General features: G+C 72.7%; 16 protein-coding genes. 9 read left to right on the top strand and 7 right to left on the bottom strand.

Annotation, left to right across the window (positions count from 1 at the left end; genetic code table 11):
• Window positions 1–1,128 (bottom strand): ribosome small subunit-dependent GTPase A (rsgA, locus tag ABZ671_RS21005; RefSeq protein WP_357860515.1); only part of this gene is annotated, 1,128 nt, incomplete at its 3' end.
• 175 nt (window positions 1,129–1,303) lie between these two features.
• Here rsgA and ABZ671_RS21010 point away from each other — a divergent pair.
• Together ABZ671_RS21010 and ABZ671_RS21015 are read left to right on the top strand one after the other, a co-directional pair.
• Window positions 1,304–2,020, top strand: coding sequence for a maleylpyruvate isomerase family mycothiol-dependent enzyme (locus ABZ671_RS21010; RefSeq protein ID WP_357860518.1), 717 nt, complete (start codon window positions 1,304–1,306; stop codon window positions 2,018–2,020).
• Between the two features lie 7 nt (window positions 2,021–2,027).
• Complete coding sequence (locus tag ABZ671_RS21015; RefSeq protein WP_357860521.1) at window positions 2,028–2,681, top strand: MBL fold metallo-hydrolase; 654 nt, start codon at window positions 2,028–2,030, stop codon at window positions 2,679–2,681.
• A gap of 39 nt (window positions 2,682–2,720) precedes the next feature.
• Here the strand turns inward: ABZ671_RS21015 and ABZ671_RS21020 are convergent, their stop codons facing one another.
• Complete coding sequence (locus ABZ671_RS21020; RefSeq protein WP_357860524.1) at window positions 2,721–3,407, bottom strand: 50S ribosomal protein L11 methyltransferase; 687 nt, start codon at window positions 3,405–3,407, stop codon at window positions 2,721–2,723.
• 169 nt (window positions 3,408–3,576) lie between these two features.
• Here ABZ671_RS21020 and ABZ671_RS21025 point away from each other — a divergent pair, with 169 nt between their 5' ends.
• Entirely contained in the window at window positions 3,577–3,780 is a 204-nt protein-coding gene (locus ABZ671_RS21025) for a cold-shock protein (protein WP_357860527.1), read from the top strand.
• An 84-nt stretch (window positions 3,781–3,864) separates the two neighbouring features.
• Here ABZ671_RS21025 and ABZ671_RS21030 read toward each other — a convergent pair whose 3' ends face one another.
• The 3 genes from ABZ671_RS21030 to ABZ671_RS21040 all read right to left on the bottom strand — a co-directional run bounded on the left by ABZ671_RS21030 (window position 3,865) and on the right by ABZ671_RS21040 (window position 6,355).
• Complete coding sequence (locus ABZ671_RS21030; RefSeq protein ID WP_357860530.1) at window positions 3,865–5,157, bottom strand: MFS transporter; 1,293 nt, start codon at window positions 5,155–5,157, stop codon at window positions 3,865–3,867.
• A complete protein-coding gene (locus ABZ671_RS21035; RefSeq protein WP_357860533.1) occupies window positions 5,154–5,723 on the bottom strand; it encodes a metalloregulator ArsR/SmtB family transcription factor in 570 nt (189 codons plus the stop codon). The genes ABZ671_RS21030 and ABZ671_RS21035 overlap by 4 nt, the downstream gene beginning before the upstream one ends.
• Before the next feature lie 92 nt (window positions 5,724–5,815).
• Window positions 5,816–6,355 (bottom strand): MarR family transcriptional regulator, encoded by a 540-nt coding sequence (locus ABZ671_RS21040; RefSeq protein WP_357860694.1) that lies wholly within the window; start codon window positions 6,353–6,355, stop codon window positions 5,816–5,818.
• A gap of 138 nt (window positions 6,356–6,493) precedes the next feature.
• Here ABZ671_RS21040 and ABZ671_RS21045 point away from each other — a divergent pair, with 138 nt between their 5' ends.
• The gene (locus ABZ671_RS21045; RefSeq protein ID WP_357860536.1) at window positions 6,494–8,581 is read left to right on the top strand and encodes an efflux RND transporter permease subunit; all 2,088 of its coding nucleotides are present in this window, start codon (window positions 6,494–6,496) and stop codon (window positions 8,579–8,581) included.
• On the opposite strand, the gene ABZ671_RS21050 is transcribed toward ABZ671_RS21045, so the two are convergent.
• Window positions 8,575–9,453 (bottom strand): lytic transglycosylase domain-containing protein, encoded by an 879-nt coding sequence (locus ABZ671_RS21050; RefSeq protein WP_357860539.1) that lies wholly within the window; start codon window positions 9,451–9,453, stop codon window positions 8,575–8,577. The two genes, ABZ671_RS21045 and ABZ671_RS21050, sit on opposite strands and share 7 nt — an antisense overlap.
• A 478-nt stretch (window positions 9,454–9,931) precedes the next feature.
• On the opposite strand from ABZ671_RS21050, the gene typA reads away from it, so the two are divergent.
• The 4 genes from typA to ABZ671_RS21070 all read left to right on the top strand — a co-directional run bounded on the left by typA (window position 9,932) and on the right by ABZ671_RS21070 (window position 14,913).
• Entirely contained in the window at window positions 9,932–11,800 is a 1,869-nt protein-coding gene (typA, locus tag ABZ671_RS21055) for a translational GTPase TypA (protein ID WP_357860541.1), read from the top strand.
• 119 nt (window positions 11,801–11,919) lie between these two features.
• Window positions 11,920–12,786 (top strand): serine hydrolase, encoded by an 867-nt coding sequence (locus tag ABZ671_RS21060; protein ID WP_357860544.1) that lies wholly within the window; start codon window positions 11,920–11,922, stop codon window positions 12,784–12,786.
• A 56-nt stretch (window positions 12,787–12,842) separates the two neighbouring features.
• Window positions 12,843–13,940 (top strand): dipeptide epimerase, encoded by a 1,098-nt coding sequence (locus ABZ671_RS21065; protein WP_357860547.1) that lies wholly within the window; start codon window positions 12,843–12,845, stop codon window positions 13,938–13,940.
• A gap of 43 nt (window positions 13,941–13,983) precedes the next feature.
• On the top strand, window positions 13,984–14,913 hold the full coding sequence (locus tag ABZ671_RS21070; RefSeq protein ID WP_357860550.1) for an NlpC/P60 family protein: 930 nt from the start codon (window positions 13,984–13,986) through the stop codon (window positions 14,911–14,913).
• A 39-nt stretch (window positions 14,914–14,952) separates the two neighbouring features.
• On the opposite strand, the gene ABZ671_RS21075 is transcribed toward ABZ671_RS21070, so the two are convergent.
• The gene (locus ABZ671_RS21075) at window positions 14,953–15,951 is read right to left on the bottom strand and encodes a TerC family protein (protein ID WP_357860553.1); all 999 of its coding nucleotides are present in this window, start codon (window positions 15,949–15,951) and stop codon (window positions 14,953–14,955) included.
• A gap of 411 nt (window positions 15,952–16,362) precedes the next feature.
• Here ABZ671_RS21075 and ABZ671_RS21080 point away from each other — a divergent pair, with 411 nt between their 5' ends.
• Complete coding sequence (locus ABZ671_RS21080) at window positions 16,363–16,656, top strand: antibiotic biosynthesis monooxygenase (protein WP_357860556.1); 294 nt, start codon at window positions 16,363–16,365, stop codon at window positions 16,654–16,656.
• The last annotated feature ends 95 nt before the right edge of the window (window positions 16,657–16,751 follow it).

A 16,751-nucleotide genomic window follows, 5' to 3' on the forward strand; every position in this document is an offset into this window, starting at 1 on the left:
GGACGAGCACACCCGGGCGCGGCTGCTGGCCGTCGCCGGCGGCGCGTACGGCGGGCCGCCGGGCGACGGCGGCGACGCCGGGCGGGCCGAGCGCCGCCGCTCGCCGCGCCAGCTGCCCCGCCGCTGTGCGGCCAGCCGGGTCTGTCGGCGCCCGCTCTCGTACGCCAGCTCCCGCTGAAGCCGGCGCCAGCTCTCCCAGCGCCGGGCGGGCAGCTCGCCGCTCTCCAGGGCCGCCCGCACCGCGCAGGCCGGCTCGGCCTCGTGCGCGCAGTCGGCGTACCGGCAGCCGGCGGCGAGGTCGGTGATGTCCGCGAAGGCCCGGTCCAGCCCGGCCGAACCGTCCAGCAGCCCGACCGCCCGCACCCCGGGGGTGTCCAGCACCGCGCCCCCGCCGGGGATCGGCACCAGCGCCCGCCAGGTGGTGGTGTGCCGGCCCTTGCCATCGGACCGGCGGATCGCCTGGGTCCGCATCACCTCGGCCCCGGCGAGGGCGTTGACCAGGCTCGACTTGCCCGCCCCGGAGGGCCCCAGCAGGCCGAGGGTCCGCCCCGGCGCGACGTACCGGCGCAGCGGGTCAAGCCCGGTGCCCCGCTCGGCGCTGACCGGCAGCACCGGCACCCCCGGCGCGAGCGCGGCGAGCTGGCGGGCGACGGCCGCCGGGTCGGCCGCCAGGTCCGCCTTGGTGAGCACGACCAGCGGCTCCGCGCCGGACTCGTGGGCCAGGGAGAGTAGCCGTTCGATCCGCGCGGCGTCCGGCTCGGGATGCACCGGCTCGACCACCGCGGCGGCGTCGAGGTTGGCGGCGAGCACCTGCCCGCTGGCGTCCTTGCCGGCGGTCCGCCGGATCAGCGCGGTGCGCCGGGGCAGCACCGTCTCGACGGTGACCGGCCCGTCCGGCCAGGTGGCCAGCAGCACCCAGTCGCCGGCGCAGGGCAGGGCGGACAGGTCCCGGGCCGCAGCGGCCAGCACCGCGCCGCCCAGGCTGGCCCGGACCGGTCCCTCCGGCCGCAGGACGGTGCAGATCCCGCGGTCGACCCGGGCCACCCGGCCCGGACGGTGGTCGGTGTGTCGTCGTACGTGCGCCGCCCGGTCGGCATCCCAGCCGAGGGCGGTCAGGTCGAGTGTCATGGCATCCTCATCGGTGTCGAGGGGCATCAGGGCGGAACACGCGTGCTACCAGCGGCATGCTCGACCACCTCCTTCGACTTCCGGTGCCGCGTTCTGCGACGGTAGGCGGCCGGCCGACGCGCGGAAAGCGATTTCCCCGGCGACGCGGCGGTCCCATACCCACTAGGGTCGGGGCGTGACCAGTGATCCGCTGCTGCTGACCGGCGAGGTGGGCGACGCCACGGCCCGGCTGCTGCGTACCGTGGCCGGCTTCGACGCCGCGGACGTCGCCGCCGCGTCCCTGCTACCGGGCTGGAGCCGTGGTCATGTGCTGACCCACCTGGCCCGCAACTCCGACGGCCTCGTCAACCTGCTCACCGCCGCCCGCACCGGCGAGCCCATCCCGATGTACGCCAGCGCCGAGGCCCGGGTCGCCGACATCGAGGCCGGGGCAGGCCGTACGCCGGACGACCTCCGCGACGACCTGCGCCGCGGAGCGGAGCGGTTCGCCGCGGCGGTCGACGCGATGCCGGTCGAGGCCTGGGCGGCCACCGTGCAGACCCGCCGTGGCCCCTGGCCGGCGGCGCTGCTGGTCTGGGCGCGGCTGCGGGAGGTCGAGGTGCACCACGTCGACCTGGCCGCCGGCTACCGACCGGCCGACTGGCCGGAGGCGTTCGCCCAGCGGCTGCTGCACGAGGTGACGACCGGGCTGGCCGACAATCCCAAGGCGCCGGCCATGGTGCTGCGCTTCGACGGCGTCCGCCACGAGATCGTCGTGGGTGAGCCGGCGGGGGCGCCCACGATCACCGGCGCGGCCCCGGACCTGGCCGCCTGGCTGATCGGTCGCAGCGCCGGCGAGGTGCTCACCGTCACCCCCGACGGTCCCCTGCCGACCCCACCAGAATGGATCTGACAGCGCCATGACCTACACCGGAGACGTCACGCCTGGCGGCGCGCCGGCCGTCCGCGAGCTCGACCGGCTCACCATCACCAAGGTGTCGGTCGGGCCGATGGACAACAACGCCTACCTGCTGCGCTGCCGGGACAGCGGCGAGCAGGTGCTGATCGACGCCGCGAACGAGGCGTCCCGCCTGCTCGACCTGGTCGGCGACGGCGGCCTGACCGCGGTGGTCACCACGCATCGGCACAGGGACCACTGGGTGGCCCTGGCGGAGGTGGTCGCCAAGACCGGCGCCCGCCCGCTGGTGCACGCCGACGACGCCGAGGGGCTGCCGATCGACGCCGAGCCGCTGCGCGACGGCGACACCGTCCCGGTCGGTGACTGCGCCCTGGAAGTGATCCACCTCAAGGGACACACCCCGGGCTCGATCGCGCTGCTCTACCGGGACCCGTCCGGCGTCCCGCATCTGTTCACCGGCGACTCGCTTTTCCCCGGCGGGGTTGGCAACACGCACCAGGACCCGGCCGCCTTCGCGTCGCTCATCGACGACGTCGAACGTAAGCTCTTCGACCGGCTGCCGGACGAGACCTGGTTCTACCCGGGGCACGGCAAGGACAGCACGCTGGGCGCCGAACGGCCCGCGCTGCCGCAGTGGCGGGCCCGCGGCTGGTAGGCCGCCGGTCCTGGGCCTCGGCCCGAGCCGCCGCACCGCTCACCGGGGGCGCAGCACCTGGACCCGGCGTACCGGGGAGTCGACCGAGGGCTCGGTGGTGGGCACCGGGTAGCTGGCCACCACCTCCAACCGGTCGGGTGGCAGGTGTCCCCGGTCCGGGTCGCCGACCAGCACCTCGACGCCCCGCTCGGCGGCCCGCTGCAGGAACGGCAGCACCCGCTCGGCCAGTGCGGCGTCGTAGAGCACGTCGCCGGCCAGCAGCAGATCGGCGCGGACCGTGGCGTCCAGCAGATCCGCGTCGGTGGCCGCCACGGCCACCCGGTTGGCGCGCGCGTTGACGGTGACGGCGGCGACCGCGTACGGGTCGATGTCGTTGGCGACCACCCGCTCGGCGCCGGCGAGCGCGGCGGCGATGGCCACCAGCCCGGAGCCGGCGGCCAGGTCGACCACCCGCCGACCGGCGGCCAGCTCGGGGTGGTCGAGCAGGTGGCGGGCCAGCGCCTGACCGCCCGCCCACACCGAGGCCCAGTACGGCGGTGCCAGCCGGTGGCCGGCCGCCGCCTCCATCCGGGCCCACCAGAGGATCGCGTCCTCCGCCAGGTGCAGGCGTACCTCGGGCACGAACGGCGCGGCGACGAGCCGGAGGCGATCCAGACCGGCCCCGGGCGCGGCGATCTCCCGTTCCAGGTCCTCCAGCGCCGTCGGCTCCCTCACCGGGGCAAGCATGCCGGGTGCCGACCCGTCGCGCAGGGATATTCCCCACTCGGGGCGTATTACGGAGGCACGCCGGCACTTCCGCCAGCAGATTGCGGTTTGGACGGTTAGTGTCGGAGCGGTACAGGGCGATCATCGGCCGCGGCCGGTGCTCACCCGCTTTGAACAGGGAGAGAGACGCATGGCAACCGGCACGGTCAAGTGGTTCAACTCGGAAAAGGGCTTCGGCTTCATCGAGCAGGACGGCGGGGGGCCGGACGTGTTCGTCCACTATTCGGCCATCCAGAGCGGCGGCTACCGTGAGCTGCAGGAGGGTCAGAAGGTCGAGTTCGACGTGACCCAGGGACAGAAGGGCCCGCAGGCGGACAACGTCCGCCCGCTGTAGTTCCGTGCCGGCGGCGGCGGTTGGGGGCTCCGACCGCCGCCGCAGCCCATGCTCATCGTGCTCCGCAGCAGGTGAACGGCTCGCTCAGGCCGGCGACGCCGGCAGGTCACGGCGCCGCCGCAGCGGCCCGACCAGCAGGATCAGCGGGGTCAACGCCAGCCACGCGGTCATCACCCGGATTGCCCCGGCCGGGCCCCACGCGGCACCCAACGCGCCGGCCAGCACGGCCGCCAACGGGATGGTTCCGTAGTTCAACAGCTGCATGCTCACCGTCACCCGCCCGAGCAGGACGTGCGGGGTGTACGTCTGCCGAAAACTGCCCTTGACCACGTTGCCCACCGCGACGCCCAGGCTGACCAGCGCTCCGCCGAGCACCAGCCACCCCACTCGCAGGCCCGGGCCGGCCAGCGGGATGAGCAGTGCGGGCGGCCCGGTGGCCGCGGCGGCGAGCAGCAGCGCGTGGGCGGAGCCGAACCGTCGGGCGAGGACGGTGGCCAGGCCGGCGCCGACGATTCCACCCACGCTGGCCAGCCCGATCAGCAGGCCGACCAGGCCCGCCGGCAGCCCGGCGGAGCGGACCAGGAAGACCACCAGGACGGCCTGGTAGCCGGTGAGCCCGATGTTGCTGGCCGCGCCGAACACGGTCAGCACCCGCAGGTACCGGTCCCGCAGGACGAACCGCAGCCCGTCCGCCACCTCCCCGGCCAGCGAGGACGGTCCGGCGGGCCGGCCGGGTCGCGCCTCGACCGTCCGGATGCGCCCCAGGCAGACGGCCGAGACCAGGAAGGTGACCGCGTCCAGCAGCACCGCGGTCACCGCGCCGGCGAGCTGGGCGATCAGCCCGGCCAGCCCGGGACCGACCAGATAGCTCGCGGTCTGCGTCACGTGCAGCTTCGCGTTGCCCTCCGGCACCTGCTCGGGCCGCAGCAGGGTGGGCAGGTGGACCTGGCCCGCGGTCTCGAAGAAGACCCGGGCCAGGCCGGCGCCCAGCGCCACGACGAGCAGCTGGCCGATGGTGAGTACGCCGAGCACGGCGGCCACCGGCACGCTGAGGAACAGCGCCGCCGACACCAGGTCGCAGGCGATCATCACCGGACGGCGACGCACCCGGTCCACCCACGCGCCGGCGGGCAGACCGGCCAGCAGCCACGGCAGCCAGGCGGCTGCGGTGAGGACCGCCACCTGGAAGGTGGTCGCGTCCAGCACCGCCACCGCGGCCAGCGGCAACGCCACCGCGGTCACGTTGCTGCCCACGGCGCTGACCGTCTGCCCGAGCCAGAGCAGCCGGAAGTCGCGGTGTCGGAACAGGCCGCCGGGTGGCGGCGGCACCGCCGCGGGCGTACGCAGCGGCGCGGCCACGGTCGACGGCCCGGTCACGGTTGGCCCGGGACGCCGTGCGCGAACAGGAAGACCGGCTGGCGTTCCCGTCCGTCGTCCGGCCGGTTCGCCCAGCGGGCGAAGAGCTCGATCATCTCGCGGCTCAGCTCGGCCAGTTCCTCCGGGGTCAGGTGCACCCAGCTGTCGGTGCTGAACGGCCCGTCGCCCCAGGCCGCGTGGGCGTCCTCGGTCGCGGCCTGCCAGGCGCGGACGAGGGCGACGTGCCGGTCCAGGTTGAGCGAGGTGGCGGCGTCGGCCACCGCCCGGGCTGCGGGATCGGCGTCGAAGTCGGCGTTGGACCAGCGTACGGCGCGGGTGCGCAACCCCCACCAGCGCTCTCGGCGGTCCCGGGCCAGTTCGGGTGCCTCGTCCACCAGTTCGGCGGCGGCCAGCACCTTCAGGTGGTGGCTGACGTTCGCCGGGGCCTGGCCGGTCCGCTCGGCGAGCAGGCCGACGGTCGACGGGCCGTAGACCTTGAGCACGTCCATGAGCCGGCGGCGCAGCGGATGGGCGAGCGCGGCGAGGACGCGCGAGTCGGTGACGTTCCGGACGTCGGGCTTCTCCATGCCAGAGAGCCTGACATCGGCAAGAGCTGTTGCGCAATAACTCTTGCCGAAATATCGCGGGGCGATTCACGGCCGAGAGTCGCGGTTCACGGTCAGCGCGTGGCGTTGTCCGGGTCGGTGCCGGCCGTCCGCCGGGCCGGCTCGCCGCGAGCGGCCCGGATGGCGTCGCGATGTTCCCGCATCGAGATCACCATCTCGGCCATGAACCGGTGCACGACCTCCAGTTCCTCGTCGCTGAACCGGGCCATCACCTCGTCGTTGCGGCGCCCGAGCGGGGCGAAGAAGCTGCGGGCCAGGGCGGCACCCGGGTCGGCGTAGTGCAGGAACACCTTGCGCCGGTCGGCGGTGTCCCGGTCGCGCCGGATGTGGCCGCCCCGTTCCAGCCGGTCGATCAGCGCGGTCACCGAGCCGGAGGAGAGGTTGAGCTGTTCCCCGAGACGCCCCGGGGTGATCGGGTCACCGAGCAGTTCGGCGTCCATCACGGCGATCAGCGCGTGCAGATCGGTGGCGTTGAGCCCGTGCAGGCCGGCGAAAGCGTGACCGATGTGCTGCGCCTCCACGGAGTAGCGCCGCAGGTCACGGGTGATATCCGCGACCATCTGCCCACGCCGGTCGTCCCGCCGCCGATACATGCTCTGCGCTGCCACGTCTCGTCGATGCCCCCTGCCCGTTCGCTGTCGGTTGCAGCATAGAGCAGACCTCGATAATCTCGTCCATCAAGATACTCGACTGGCAAGATTAATCCCCGCAACGATCACATGAGGGCATCGATGTCACTGTTCACCCGCGTCGCCCGGGGCCGGCTGGCCGCCTGGCTCACCGTGGCCGTCGCGCTCGTCGCCGGTGCGGTCATCTTCGGACTCCCCCGGCCCGACAACCCCGCCCCCGTCTCCGCCACCGGCCTCTCCGCGCAGTGGCAGTCGACCCAGGTCGAACGCCTGCAGAAGCAACTGCCGTCCAGCGAGGTCCAGCCCGCCGTCGTCGCGGTCAGCCGAGCCGACCGGGCCCCGCTGACCGAGTCCGACCGGGCCGCCCTCGCCGACCGGTCGGCCGCGCTGGCCCGACTCGCCGTCGGCGGTCAGGTCAGCCCGGCGCAGATTTCCCCCGACGGCACCGTGGCCCTCGTCGCCGTACCGCTGTCCACCGCCGGCGGTCAGCAGGCCGTGGTCGACGAGGTCGCCCAACTGCGCGCCGCCGTCACCGACCTGCCCGACGCGCTGACCGTGGCGGTCACCGGCGCGCCGGCCTTCACCGCCGACCTCACCAAGGTCTTCGACGGCGCCGACGTGACGCTGCTCGCGGTGACCGCCGCCGTCGTCGCGCTGCTGCTGCTCGTCACCTACCGCAGCCCGTTCCTGTGGCTCGTGCCGCTGCTGGTGGTCGCCGCGACCGAGCAACTCACCCAGCGCGCCGTCGCCACGATCGTGCCGGCACTCGGGATCCACCTCCAGGAAGGCCAGGTCACCGGCATCGCGAGCGTCCTCGTGTTCGGCGCCGCCACCGACTACGCCCTGCTGCTGATCGCCCGCTACCGGGAGGAACTGCGCCGCGAGCAGGACCGGTTCACCGCGATGCGGGCCGCCCTGCGTCGCACCGCCGAACCGATCCTCGCCAGCGGCTGCACCGTCGTCCTCGGCGTGCTCACCCTGCTGCTGTCGCAGCAGGAGACCAACCGGGCGCTCGCGGTCGCCTGCGCCACCGGCGTGGTGTTCGCCATGCTCTCCGCGCTCCTCGTGCTCCCCGCCATCCTGGTGATCTTCGGACGGGGATTGTTCTGGCCGTTCGTACCCCGGCTCGGCAGCCCGGCGCGGGAGGGCCGCCTGTGGGGCCGGCTCGGCGCCGCCGTCGTCCGCCGGCCGGCGCCGGTCGCGGCGCTCGCCACGCTGCTCCTCGCCGGCCTGGCCCTGGGCGGCCTTGGCGTGCGCAGCGGCCTGTCGGAGACCGAGCAGTTCCGGGTGAAGCCGGAGGCGGTGGCCGGGGCAGAGACCCTCGCCCGGGCCTTCCCGGCCGGCACCACCCAACCGGTCGCCGTGCTCACCAATCCCGCTGCGGCGCAGGCCGTGCCGGCCGCGGCCAGCACGGTCGACGGGGTCGCCTCCGCCCGGCCCGGGCCCGCCGGGGACCGCGTCGCCCAGGTCGACGTGGTGCTGGCCGCCGAGCCCGGCAGCGCCGCCTCGGACCGGGCCGTGGCGGCGCTGCGCGACGCCGTCGCCGCCGTGCCGGACTCGGCGCCGCCTGCGGTCGCCGGCGCCGACGCCCCGACGGGCGCGCTGGTCGGCGGTACGGTCGCCGCCACCTACGACGCGGAGCAGGCGAACACCGAGGATCTACGGCTGATCCTGCCGATCATCCTGCTGCTCGTCGGGGCGGTGCTGGTGCTGCTGCTGCGCGGCCTGCTCGCCCCGGCGCTGCTGGTACTCACCGTCATCGCCTCGTTCTTCGCCAGCCTCGGCGCGGCCTGGCTGGTCTTCGACCACCTGCTGGGCTTCCCGGCACTCGACAGCGGCGTGCTGCTGCTCGCCTTCGTGTTCCTGGTGGCCCTCGGCGTGGACTACAACATCTTCCTGGTCACCCGGGCCCGGGAGGACGCCCGCAGCACCGGCACCCGGGCCGGCATGCTCTCCGCGCTGCGGGTCACCGGCGGGGTCATCACCAGCGCCGGTGTGCTGCTCGCGGCGGTCTTCGCCGTGCTCGGCGTGCTTCCGCTGATCACTCTCACCCAGATCGGGATCATCGTCTGCGTGGGCGTGCTACTGGACACCCTGCTGGTCCGGACGGTGCTGGTGCCGGCGCTGGCGTTCGTGCTCGGCGACCGGTTCTGGTGGCCGGGTCGGATCCGACGCGAACCCGCTCAGTAGCTCAGGCATTCACACTCGGTCATCAATGCCCGCACGTTCCGCACGTACTGCGGGTTCGGGATGGCGAGGGGCTGGTCCTCCCGGGCCACCGCGTTGTGCCCGTAGTTGTACGCGGCGATGACCGCGTTGAGCAGGCATGAGTTCAGCTCAGCGGTGCACAGCGAGGCGTCCAGCCGGTAGTCCGACTCGAAGTACATGTCTCCGATGTACTTGGTGAGCCAGGCGAGATAGTTCGCGCCCAGGTAGGCGTTGTCCCGGTAGGCGTTGATGTCGTACGACTGGCCAAAGCGCTGGTTCATCCAGTCAGCGGTGGCAGGCATCACCTGCATCAGCCCGATGCCACCGTCGCAGGCCACGATGTCGGACTGCCAGCCGCTCTCCTGCCAGGCCGTGGCCTTCATCAGGCTGAGCGGGATCTTGATGTCGGGGGCCGAGGTCGGCCAGTACGTCCTCGCGGCCGCATCCGACAACGCCGCCTTCACCTGGCTGTTGGTCGCCTTGGTGCCCTGGTGGCTGGGCTTGCACCCGGCGGGCGCCGGCTTCGGCGGCGGCGGCGGAAGCTTGGTCTCGATCGGCGGCTTCGGCTTGGGCAGCGGCCCGGCGGCCGTCCGGGTGGGCTTCGGCTTCGGCTTGGGCTTGACCGTCGGCGTGGCGCTCGGGCTGGGTCTGGCGCTGGGCGCCACGCCCATGCCCTCGACCGCTGCCGGTGGCTCCTCGGTCGACTTGGCGGCCGGGGCGTCGACGGGCACCTGCGTGGGCAGCTCCCCTGCCACGTCCGGAGGCAGGGGCTTCTCGCCTCCGCACCCGGTGATCACGACCGCCAGCGTCAGCGCGGCGGTCGCTGTGGCCCATCGGCCGATTCCCCGTCGCATCAGGCCCCTCCCCGCGGTTGTCCGCCGCACCCTAACAAGGATCGACGGATTCCAGGGGGACGCCCGTCGCCGTCCGACCCGGCTGCGGCCCCGGCGGGCGGGCGCAGTCGGGGGCCGGACCGGTGGTCGGCGAGTGTGTCTCCGATCACGGCGCCAGCGGTCATCGCCGACAGCGTCGGGACGAGCCGTAGCGTCCCCGCGTACGCTTGGAAGCCGACCAGCAGCACCGGTCACCTCGCCCGACATCAGCAGCCCGACGATCACGCGGTTCCGCCCGCGCCGATCATCGCGGCGACCAGGTAGATCGGCGGGGCCGGTGGGCCCGACAGCCATGTCAACGGCTCGGGCACGGTCCCCGTGTGGGGCCGGCCGGCCAGTCGCCGAACCGGTCGGGACAGCAGTTTCGGTAGAGATCCGGGCGGCCTCGGGGGTGACCCCGCGGCGTCCCACGACAACCGCAGACAGGAGTATGGAGGGTATGCAGCTACGCACCGACCTCCGCAACGTCGCCATCATCGCCCACGTCGACCACGGCAAAACGACCCTGGTCGACGCCATGTTGCGGCAGGCCGGCGCCTACGGCGCCCGCGGTGAGGTCACCGAGCGGGTCATGGACTCGATGGACCTCGAGCGGGAAAAGGGCATCACCATCCTCGCCAAGAACACCGGCGTGCGATACCTGCCGGCGGACGGGTCCGAGCCGGTCACCATCAACATCATCGACACCCCCGGCCACGCCGACTTCGGCGGCGAGGTCGAGCGCGGCCTGACCATGGTCGACGGGGTGATTCTCCTGGTCGACGCCAGCGAGGGCCCACTGCCGCAGACCCGGTTCGTACTCCGCAAGGCCCTCAAGGCCCGGCTGCCGATCATCCTGGTGATCAACAAGGTGGACCGCCCCGACGCCCGGATCAAGGAGGTCGTGGACGAAGCCTACGAGCTCTTCCTCGACCTGGACGCCGACGAGGAGCAGATCGACTTCCCGATCGTCTACGCCTGCGCCCGCGACGGCATCGCCACCCTCACCCAGCCGGCCGACGGCGCGGTGCCGCAGGACAGCAACAGCCTGGAGCCGCTGTTCCGCACCCTGCTCGACACCATCGCGCCGCCCGCGTACGAGGAGGGCGCGGCACTGCAGGCGCACGTCACCAACCTCGACGCCTCGCCGTTCCTCGGCCGGCTGGCGCTGTGCCGGGTCCGTCAGGGCACCATCAGCAAGGGCCAGACGGTGGCCTGGTGCCGCACCGACGGCAGCACCCAGCGGGTCCGCATCTCCGAGCTGCTGATGACCGAGGGGCTGGAGCGCAAGCCGGCCGAGTCGGCCGGGCCGGGCGACATCATCGCCGTCGCCGGCATCCCGGAAATCATGATCGGCGAGACCCTCGCGGACGCGGACAACCCGGTCCCGCTGCCGCTGATCACCGTCGACGAGCCGGCCATCTCGATGACCATCGGCACCAACACCTCGCCCCTGGTCGGCCGGGTCAAGGGCGCCAAGGTCACCGCGCGCATGGTCAAGGACCGCCTCGACAAGGAACTGATCGGCAACGTTTCGCTGCGGGTGCTGCCCACCGAGCGCCCGGACGCCTGGGAGGTGCAGGGCCGCGGCGAGCTGGCCCTGGCGATCCTGGTCGAGCAGATGCGCCGCGAGTCCTACGAGCTGACCGTCGGCAAGCCGCAGGTCGTCACCCGGGAGATCGACGGCCGGACCTGCGAGCCGGTCGAGCGGCTGACCATCGACGCCCCGGAGGACTACCTCGGCGCGATCACCCAGCTGCTGGCCACCCGCAAGGGCCGGATGGAGCAGCTGGTCAACCACGGCACCGGCTGGATCCGGATGGAGTGGCTGGTCCCGGCCCGCGGCCTGATCGGCTTCCGCACCGAGTTCCTCACCGAGACCCGGGGCACCGGCATCCTGCACCACGTCTTCGAGTCGTACGAGCCGTGGTTCGGCGAGCTGCGTACCCGCAACAACGGCTCGCTGGTGGCTGACCGGGCGGGCTCGGTCACCGCGTTCGCCATGACCAACCTCCAGGAACGTGGCCAACTCTTCGTCGAGCCGGGCACCGAGGTGTACGAGGGCATGATCGTCGGGGAGAACTCCCGCACCGACGACATGGACGTCAACATCACCAAGGAGAAGAAGCTCACCAACATGCGCTCGTCCACGGCGGACGAGACCGAGAAGCTGATTCCGCCGCGCAAGCTGTCGCTGGAGCAGGCCCTCGAGTTCTGCCGCGAGGACGAGTGCGTCGAGGTGACCCCCGCCGCCGTACGCATCCGCAAGGTCATCCTCGACCAGACCCAGCGCGGCCGCCTCGCCGCCCGCCGCAAGCACGCTGGCTGACCCGCCTTTGTTGATCATGAGGTTGGCGGTCGATTCGGAGATCGACATCGCCGCCAACCTCATGATCAACGCGGGTCAGGCGGGCGACCGTGGGGGCGGGGATCGGCTACGGTCAGCGCATGATCTGGGAGGATCTCGACGCGCATTTGGACAGGGTGCCAGGCACTGTTTCCGCGTATGTGGGGCGGCTGGGTGCCCCACCGACCTGGGCCCGGCTGGGCGACGCCACCCACTACGCGGCCAGCACCATGAAGGCGGCCGTGCTGGTGGCGCTGTACCGCGCCGCCGAGGCCGGCCGGCTGGACCTGGACGACCCGACCCCGGTGCGCAACAGCTTCGACTCCGCCGCGCCGGGCGCACCCCGGTTCACCAACGACCGCAACTACGACAACGACGACGCGGTCTGGGCGCGGGTCGGCGGCACCGCACCGCTGCGCTGGCTCGCCGAACGCATGATCATCCGGTCCAGCAACCTGGCCACCAACATCATCATCGGCCACGTCGGACTACCCGCCGTGGCCGAGGCGTGGGCGCTCGCCGGAGCGCGACACAGCGTCACCGGCCGGGGCATCGAGGACTACGCGGCCCGCGACACCAACATCGACAACCTGGTCACCGCCGCCGACCTGGCCGCCCTCCTCAGCGAACTGGCCCTCGGCGCCCGCCGGCCCGGCCCGCTGGCCTCCCCGGCCGGATGCGCCGCCATGCTCGACGTCCTGTTCGCCCAGGAACACCGCGAGGACCTCGCCGCCGGGCTGCCCGACGGCACCCGGATCGCGCACAAGAACGGCTGGATACGCGGCATCCGACACGGCGCCGGCGTGGTCTACCCGGCCGACGCCCCGCCGTACACGATCGTCGTCTGCACCACCACCGAGCTGGCCGACGGCGGCCCGAGCGGCGAGGAGACCGAGGACGACGCCTGCCGCCTGATCGCGAACATCTCCGCCCGGGTGTGGGCGTCCCGCCACGACCTGACCGACTGACCAGCCCGGCCCGCCGACACCGCACGCCGGCGGGCCGCCCTGGATAGAGTGCCGCAATGACCATCGCCGAGGTACGCACCCACCGGCTCTCCGCCCCCTTACACACCCCGTTCGTCACCGCGCTGCGCCGCACGACCACGGTGGACACCCTGGTCGTCGAGGTGGTCGACGCCGACGGGCGGTCCGGGTTCGGCGAGGCACCGCAGGTCTGGCAGGTCACCGGGGCGTCCATCGCGGGCGCCGAGGCATGCGTCCGGGACCTCCTCGCGCCCGCGCTGACCGGGCGGGACGCCGACGACCTTCAGGCCCGCTGCGCCGCGGTACGCCGCGCGGTGGTCGGCAACGAATCCGCCAAGGCAGCCGTCGACGTCGCCCTGCACGACCTGGCCGCACGGCGGCTCGGCGTACCCCTGGTGCGGCTGCTCGGCGGCACCGCGCTGCGGGTGCCGACGGACGTCACCCTGGCCGCCGGCGACGCGGTGGACCTGGCCGCCGCTGCGAAGCAGCGCCGGAACGAGGGCTTCACCGTGCTCAAGCTGAAGGTCGGCACCGACGCCCGAGGCGACCTCGACCGGGTCCGCGCGGTCCGCGCCGCGGTCGGCCCGGACGTACGCATCCGGTTGGACGCCAATCAAGGTTGGACGCCGCGCGAGGCGGTCCGCGTCATCCGGGGCATCGAGGACGCCGGGCTCGACATCGAACTGGTCGAACAACCGGTCCACCGCCGGGACCTGGACGGCCTGGCGTGGGTCAGCGACCGGGTCGACCTGCCGATCCTCGCCGACGAGTCGGTCTACGACGTCCGCGACCTGGTCGAGGTGATCCGCCGCCGGGCCGCCGACATGGTCAACGTCAAGCTGGCCAAGTGCGGCGGCCTGCACACCGCCCGGACGTTGCTCGACCTGGCCACCGCCCACGGCATGGGCACCATCGTCGGCTCGATGATGGAGAGCCCGGTGGGCGTGGGCGCCGCGGCCAGCCTGGTCGCGGCGTACGGCACCAGCGCCGTCTCCGACCTCGACGCCGCCTGGTGGCTGGCCTGGTCGCCGGTACGCGGCGGCATCCGGTACGACGGCGCGAACGTTGTGCTGCCCCACGCACCCGGCCTCGGCATCTCCGAGGTGGCTGAAACTAAGGTCCAGCCGCGCGGTTGAGGGCCGGCGGAATCTTTCCTAGGCTCGCCGGAAAGGACGTGAGGTGGGAGTGGACGTGGAGCTGCAGCCGGGCCGCGAGGCCGTCGTCCGGGTCCCGGTGGCAACCCTCTGGACCGCCCCGGAGGCAATCCGCCCGGTCGACCGCCCCGCCCTGGCCGACCCGCCGGACATCACCGCCTGGATCGGCGGCATGGACCGCGACCAGCGGGTCGGCGACTGCGTGCTCAGCCAACTGCTGCTGGGGGAACGGGTGCTCGTCACCGAGGTGCGCGCCGACGGCTGGGCGCACGTGGTCGCCCTGGAGCAGCCCGCCCCCCGGCTCGACCCCCGCGGCTACCCCGGCTGGCTGCCCGCCGCCCAGCTGGCCGCCGCGCCGGAGACCGACCCGTCCGCCGGCGCACTGGTGGTGGACGCCATGCTCACCACGCTGCGCGCCGCCCCGGACGGCCCGGTGGCGCTGCCCGCCGTGGTCCTCGGCACCCTCCTCGCACCGGCCGGCCGGCCGGTGCACGGGTGGCGGCCGGTCCACGTGCCCGGCCGGGCCGACCCGCTCTGGGCGCCCGAGGGCGACGTCCTGCCGCTGCCCGCCCATCGGCCGGAGGCCAAGGAGGTGCTCGCCGCCGCCGAACGGCTGCGCGACCTGGTCTACCTCTGGGGCGGCGTCTCCACCCACGGCATCGACTGTTCCGGTCTGGTGCGCCTGGCCTGGCGGCGGCACGGGGTGACCCTCCCCCGCGACGCCCACGACCAGGCCGACGCGACCACCCCCCTGACCCTCGGCGAGGAGCGCCCCGGCGACCTCTACTTCTTCGCCCGGCCCGGCCGCCGGATCCACCACGTCGGCATCGTCAGCAGTGAGCCGCACGGTGCGATCCGGCGGATGTTGCACGCCTGCTACCTCCAGCGCCGGGTGGTGGAGGAGTCACTTCCCCCGGACCGGGAGGCGACGCTGGTCGGCGTCCACCGTGTCTGACGCCCGTACTTCCGGCCCTGGAAGCGCCCCTCGGCGCGGTCAGCGCTCGGCTTCGCCCAGCTTGCGACGACGGTCCCAGGACGACTTCATCAGGCTGGCCACGGTCGCGAGGCCCAGGGTGCCCAGGACAACGACCAGCGACAGCCAGATCGGGATGTGCGGTGCCCAGGCCACGGGCCGACCGTCGTTGACGAACGGCAGGTTGTTGTCGGCAAGTGCCTCCAGAATCAGCTTCACGCCGATGAAGCCGAGCAGCACGGCCAGGCCGTAGCTGAGGTAGATCAGCCGGTCCAGCAGCCCGCCGAGCAGGAAATAGAGCTGCCGCAGCCCCATCAACGCGAACACGTTCGCGGTGAAGACCAGGTACGGCTCCTTGGTGATGCCGAAGATCGCCGGGATCGAGTCGAGGGCGAAGATCAGGTCGGTGGTGCCGATGGCGATCATCACGACCAGCAGTGGGGTGAACAGCCGCCGCCCGTTCTCGTGGGTGGTCATCCGCGCGCCGTCGAAGTCTCGGGACAGCGGCAGCGCCTTGCGGCTCCAGCGGATCAACACGTTCTCGCTGAACTCGCCCTCGTTCGGCTCGCCCTGCCGGGCCAGGTTGATCGCGGTGTAGATCAGGAACGCGCCGAAGAGGTAGAAGACCCAGGAGAATCGAGCCAGCAACGCGGCGCCGGCGGCGATGAAGGCGCCCCGCATGACCAGCGCCAGCACGATGCCGATGAGCAGCACCTTCTGCTGGTACGGCCGGGGCACCGCGAAGCGGCCCATAATGATCACGAAGATGAAGAGGTTGTCCACCGAGAGGCTGTACTCGGTGAGCCAGCCGGTGTAGAACTGGCCGGCGATGCTCGGCCCGGCGGCGAGCCAGAGCCCGGCGCCGAAGAGCAGAGCCAGCCCGAGGTAGAAGCCGACCCACATGCTCGACTCACGGACGCTGGGCTCATGCGGGCGCCGACCGGTGATGAACAGGTCGACGAGCAGGACCCCGATCAACACGACAAGGGTCACGGCCCACACCAGTCCGGACACGTTCAATTCGCTCCTCCGGCAGACACGCAGCGTCGGGCACACCGTACGCCGAGCGGCGGTCCGGGGTGCGCCTACGCTGACTCTGGGTGACTGTCGGAGGTCTCTTCCGCCACCGACTCGAGGTGCCGAGCCGCTGACCAACGGAGCCGGGTCGTATCACCGGGGGCCCGGTGCTCTTCCGTGCTGACGACTCCGTCGCGGGGGAATACTCCCCTCCTTGGCCGCCATCATTCACCATCAGACCCGATGAGCGCATCCCGGGATCCCAGATTGGTTCAGGGAATCAGGTTCCGGTGTGAGACGGAACTCGCTCCGCAGCACGTCCTAGGAGGCTAGGCGTTCTGCTGCGGCGGTCCGCTATCCGGGACGCCGCCCCCGGCGCCCACGGGTTCACACCCGGCGTGCGAGGCTCCCGGCATGGTTCTTGAGGTTGCACTGATCGATGTGATGCCCGGACACGAGGACGACTTCGCCGCCGCGTACGCGCAGGCGCACCCGATCCTCAGCGGCACCGAGGGATGCCGCTCGGTGCGGATGACCCGGGGCGTGGAGTCGCCGTCGCGGTTCGTGCTGCTGGTCGAGTGGGACTCGGTCGAGGCGCACGAGGTCAACTTCCGGCAGAGCGAGCGGTTCCCGCAGTGGCGGGCACTCATCGGCCCGTACTTCGCCAACCCGCCACTGGTCGAGCACTTCATCGACGTAGCGGCCTGACCTGTCGTACCCGTCGCATAGATTGCGCGTGACGCGCCGGCCACCGGTCCCGACGACGATCGGGGGCGCCGGGCCTGGTGGCCGCGCGAGGCAAC

Origin of the sequence: Micromonospora sp. NPDC006766, assembly GCF_040636055.1 — a bacterium.
Taxonomy (GTDB): domain Bacteria; phylum Actinomycetota; class Actinomycetes; order Mycobacteriales; family Micromonosporaceae; genus Micromonospora.

Coding starts and splice junctions, on each gene's coding strand:
- ABZ671_RS21065 (WP_357860547.1), top strand. CDS start 12,843: ATGACCATCGCCGAGGTACGCACCCACCGGCTCTCCGCCCCCTTACAC.
- ABZ671_RS21025 (WP_357860527.1), top strand. CDS start 3,577: ATGGCAACCGGCACGGTCAAGTGGTTCAACTCGGAAAAGGGCTTCGGC.
- ABZ671_RS21015 (WP_357860521.1), top strand. CDS start 2,028: ATGACCTACACCGGAGACGTCACGCCTGGCGGCGCGCCGGCCGTCCGC.
- ABZ671_RS21020 (WP_357860524.1), bottom strand. CDS start 3,407: ATGCTTGCCCCGGTGAGGGAGCCGACGGCGCTGGAGGACCTGGAACGG.
- ABZ671_RS21035 (WP_357860533.1), bottom strand. CDS start 5,723: ATGGAGAAGCCCGACGTCCGGAACGTCACCGACTCGCGCGTCCTCGCC.
- ABZ671_RS21080 (WP_357860556.1), top strand. CDS start 16,363: ATGGTTCTTGAGGTTGCACTGATCGATGTGATGCCCGGACACGAGGAC.
- typA (WP_357860541.1), top strand. CDS start 9,932: ATGCAGCTACGCACCGACCTCCGCAACGTCGCCATCATCGCCCACGTC.
- ABZ671_RS21040 (WP_357860694.1), bottom strand. CDS start 6,355: ATGTATCGGCGGCGGGACGACCGGCGTGGGCAGATGGTCGCGGATATC.
- ABZ671_RS21050 (WP_357860539.1), bottom strand. CDS start 9,453: ATGCGACGGGGAATCGGCCGATGGGCCACAGCGACCGCCGCGCTGACG.
- ABZ671_RS21045 (WP_357860536.1), top strand. CDS start 6,494: ATGTCACTGTTCACCCGCGTCGCCCGGGGCCGGCTGGCCGCCTGGCTC.
- ABZ671_RS21060 (WP_357860544.1), top strand. CDS start 11,920: ATGATCTGGGAGGATCTCGACGCGCATTTGGACAGGGTGCCAGGCACT.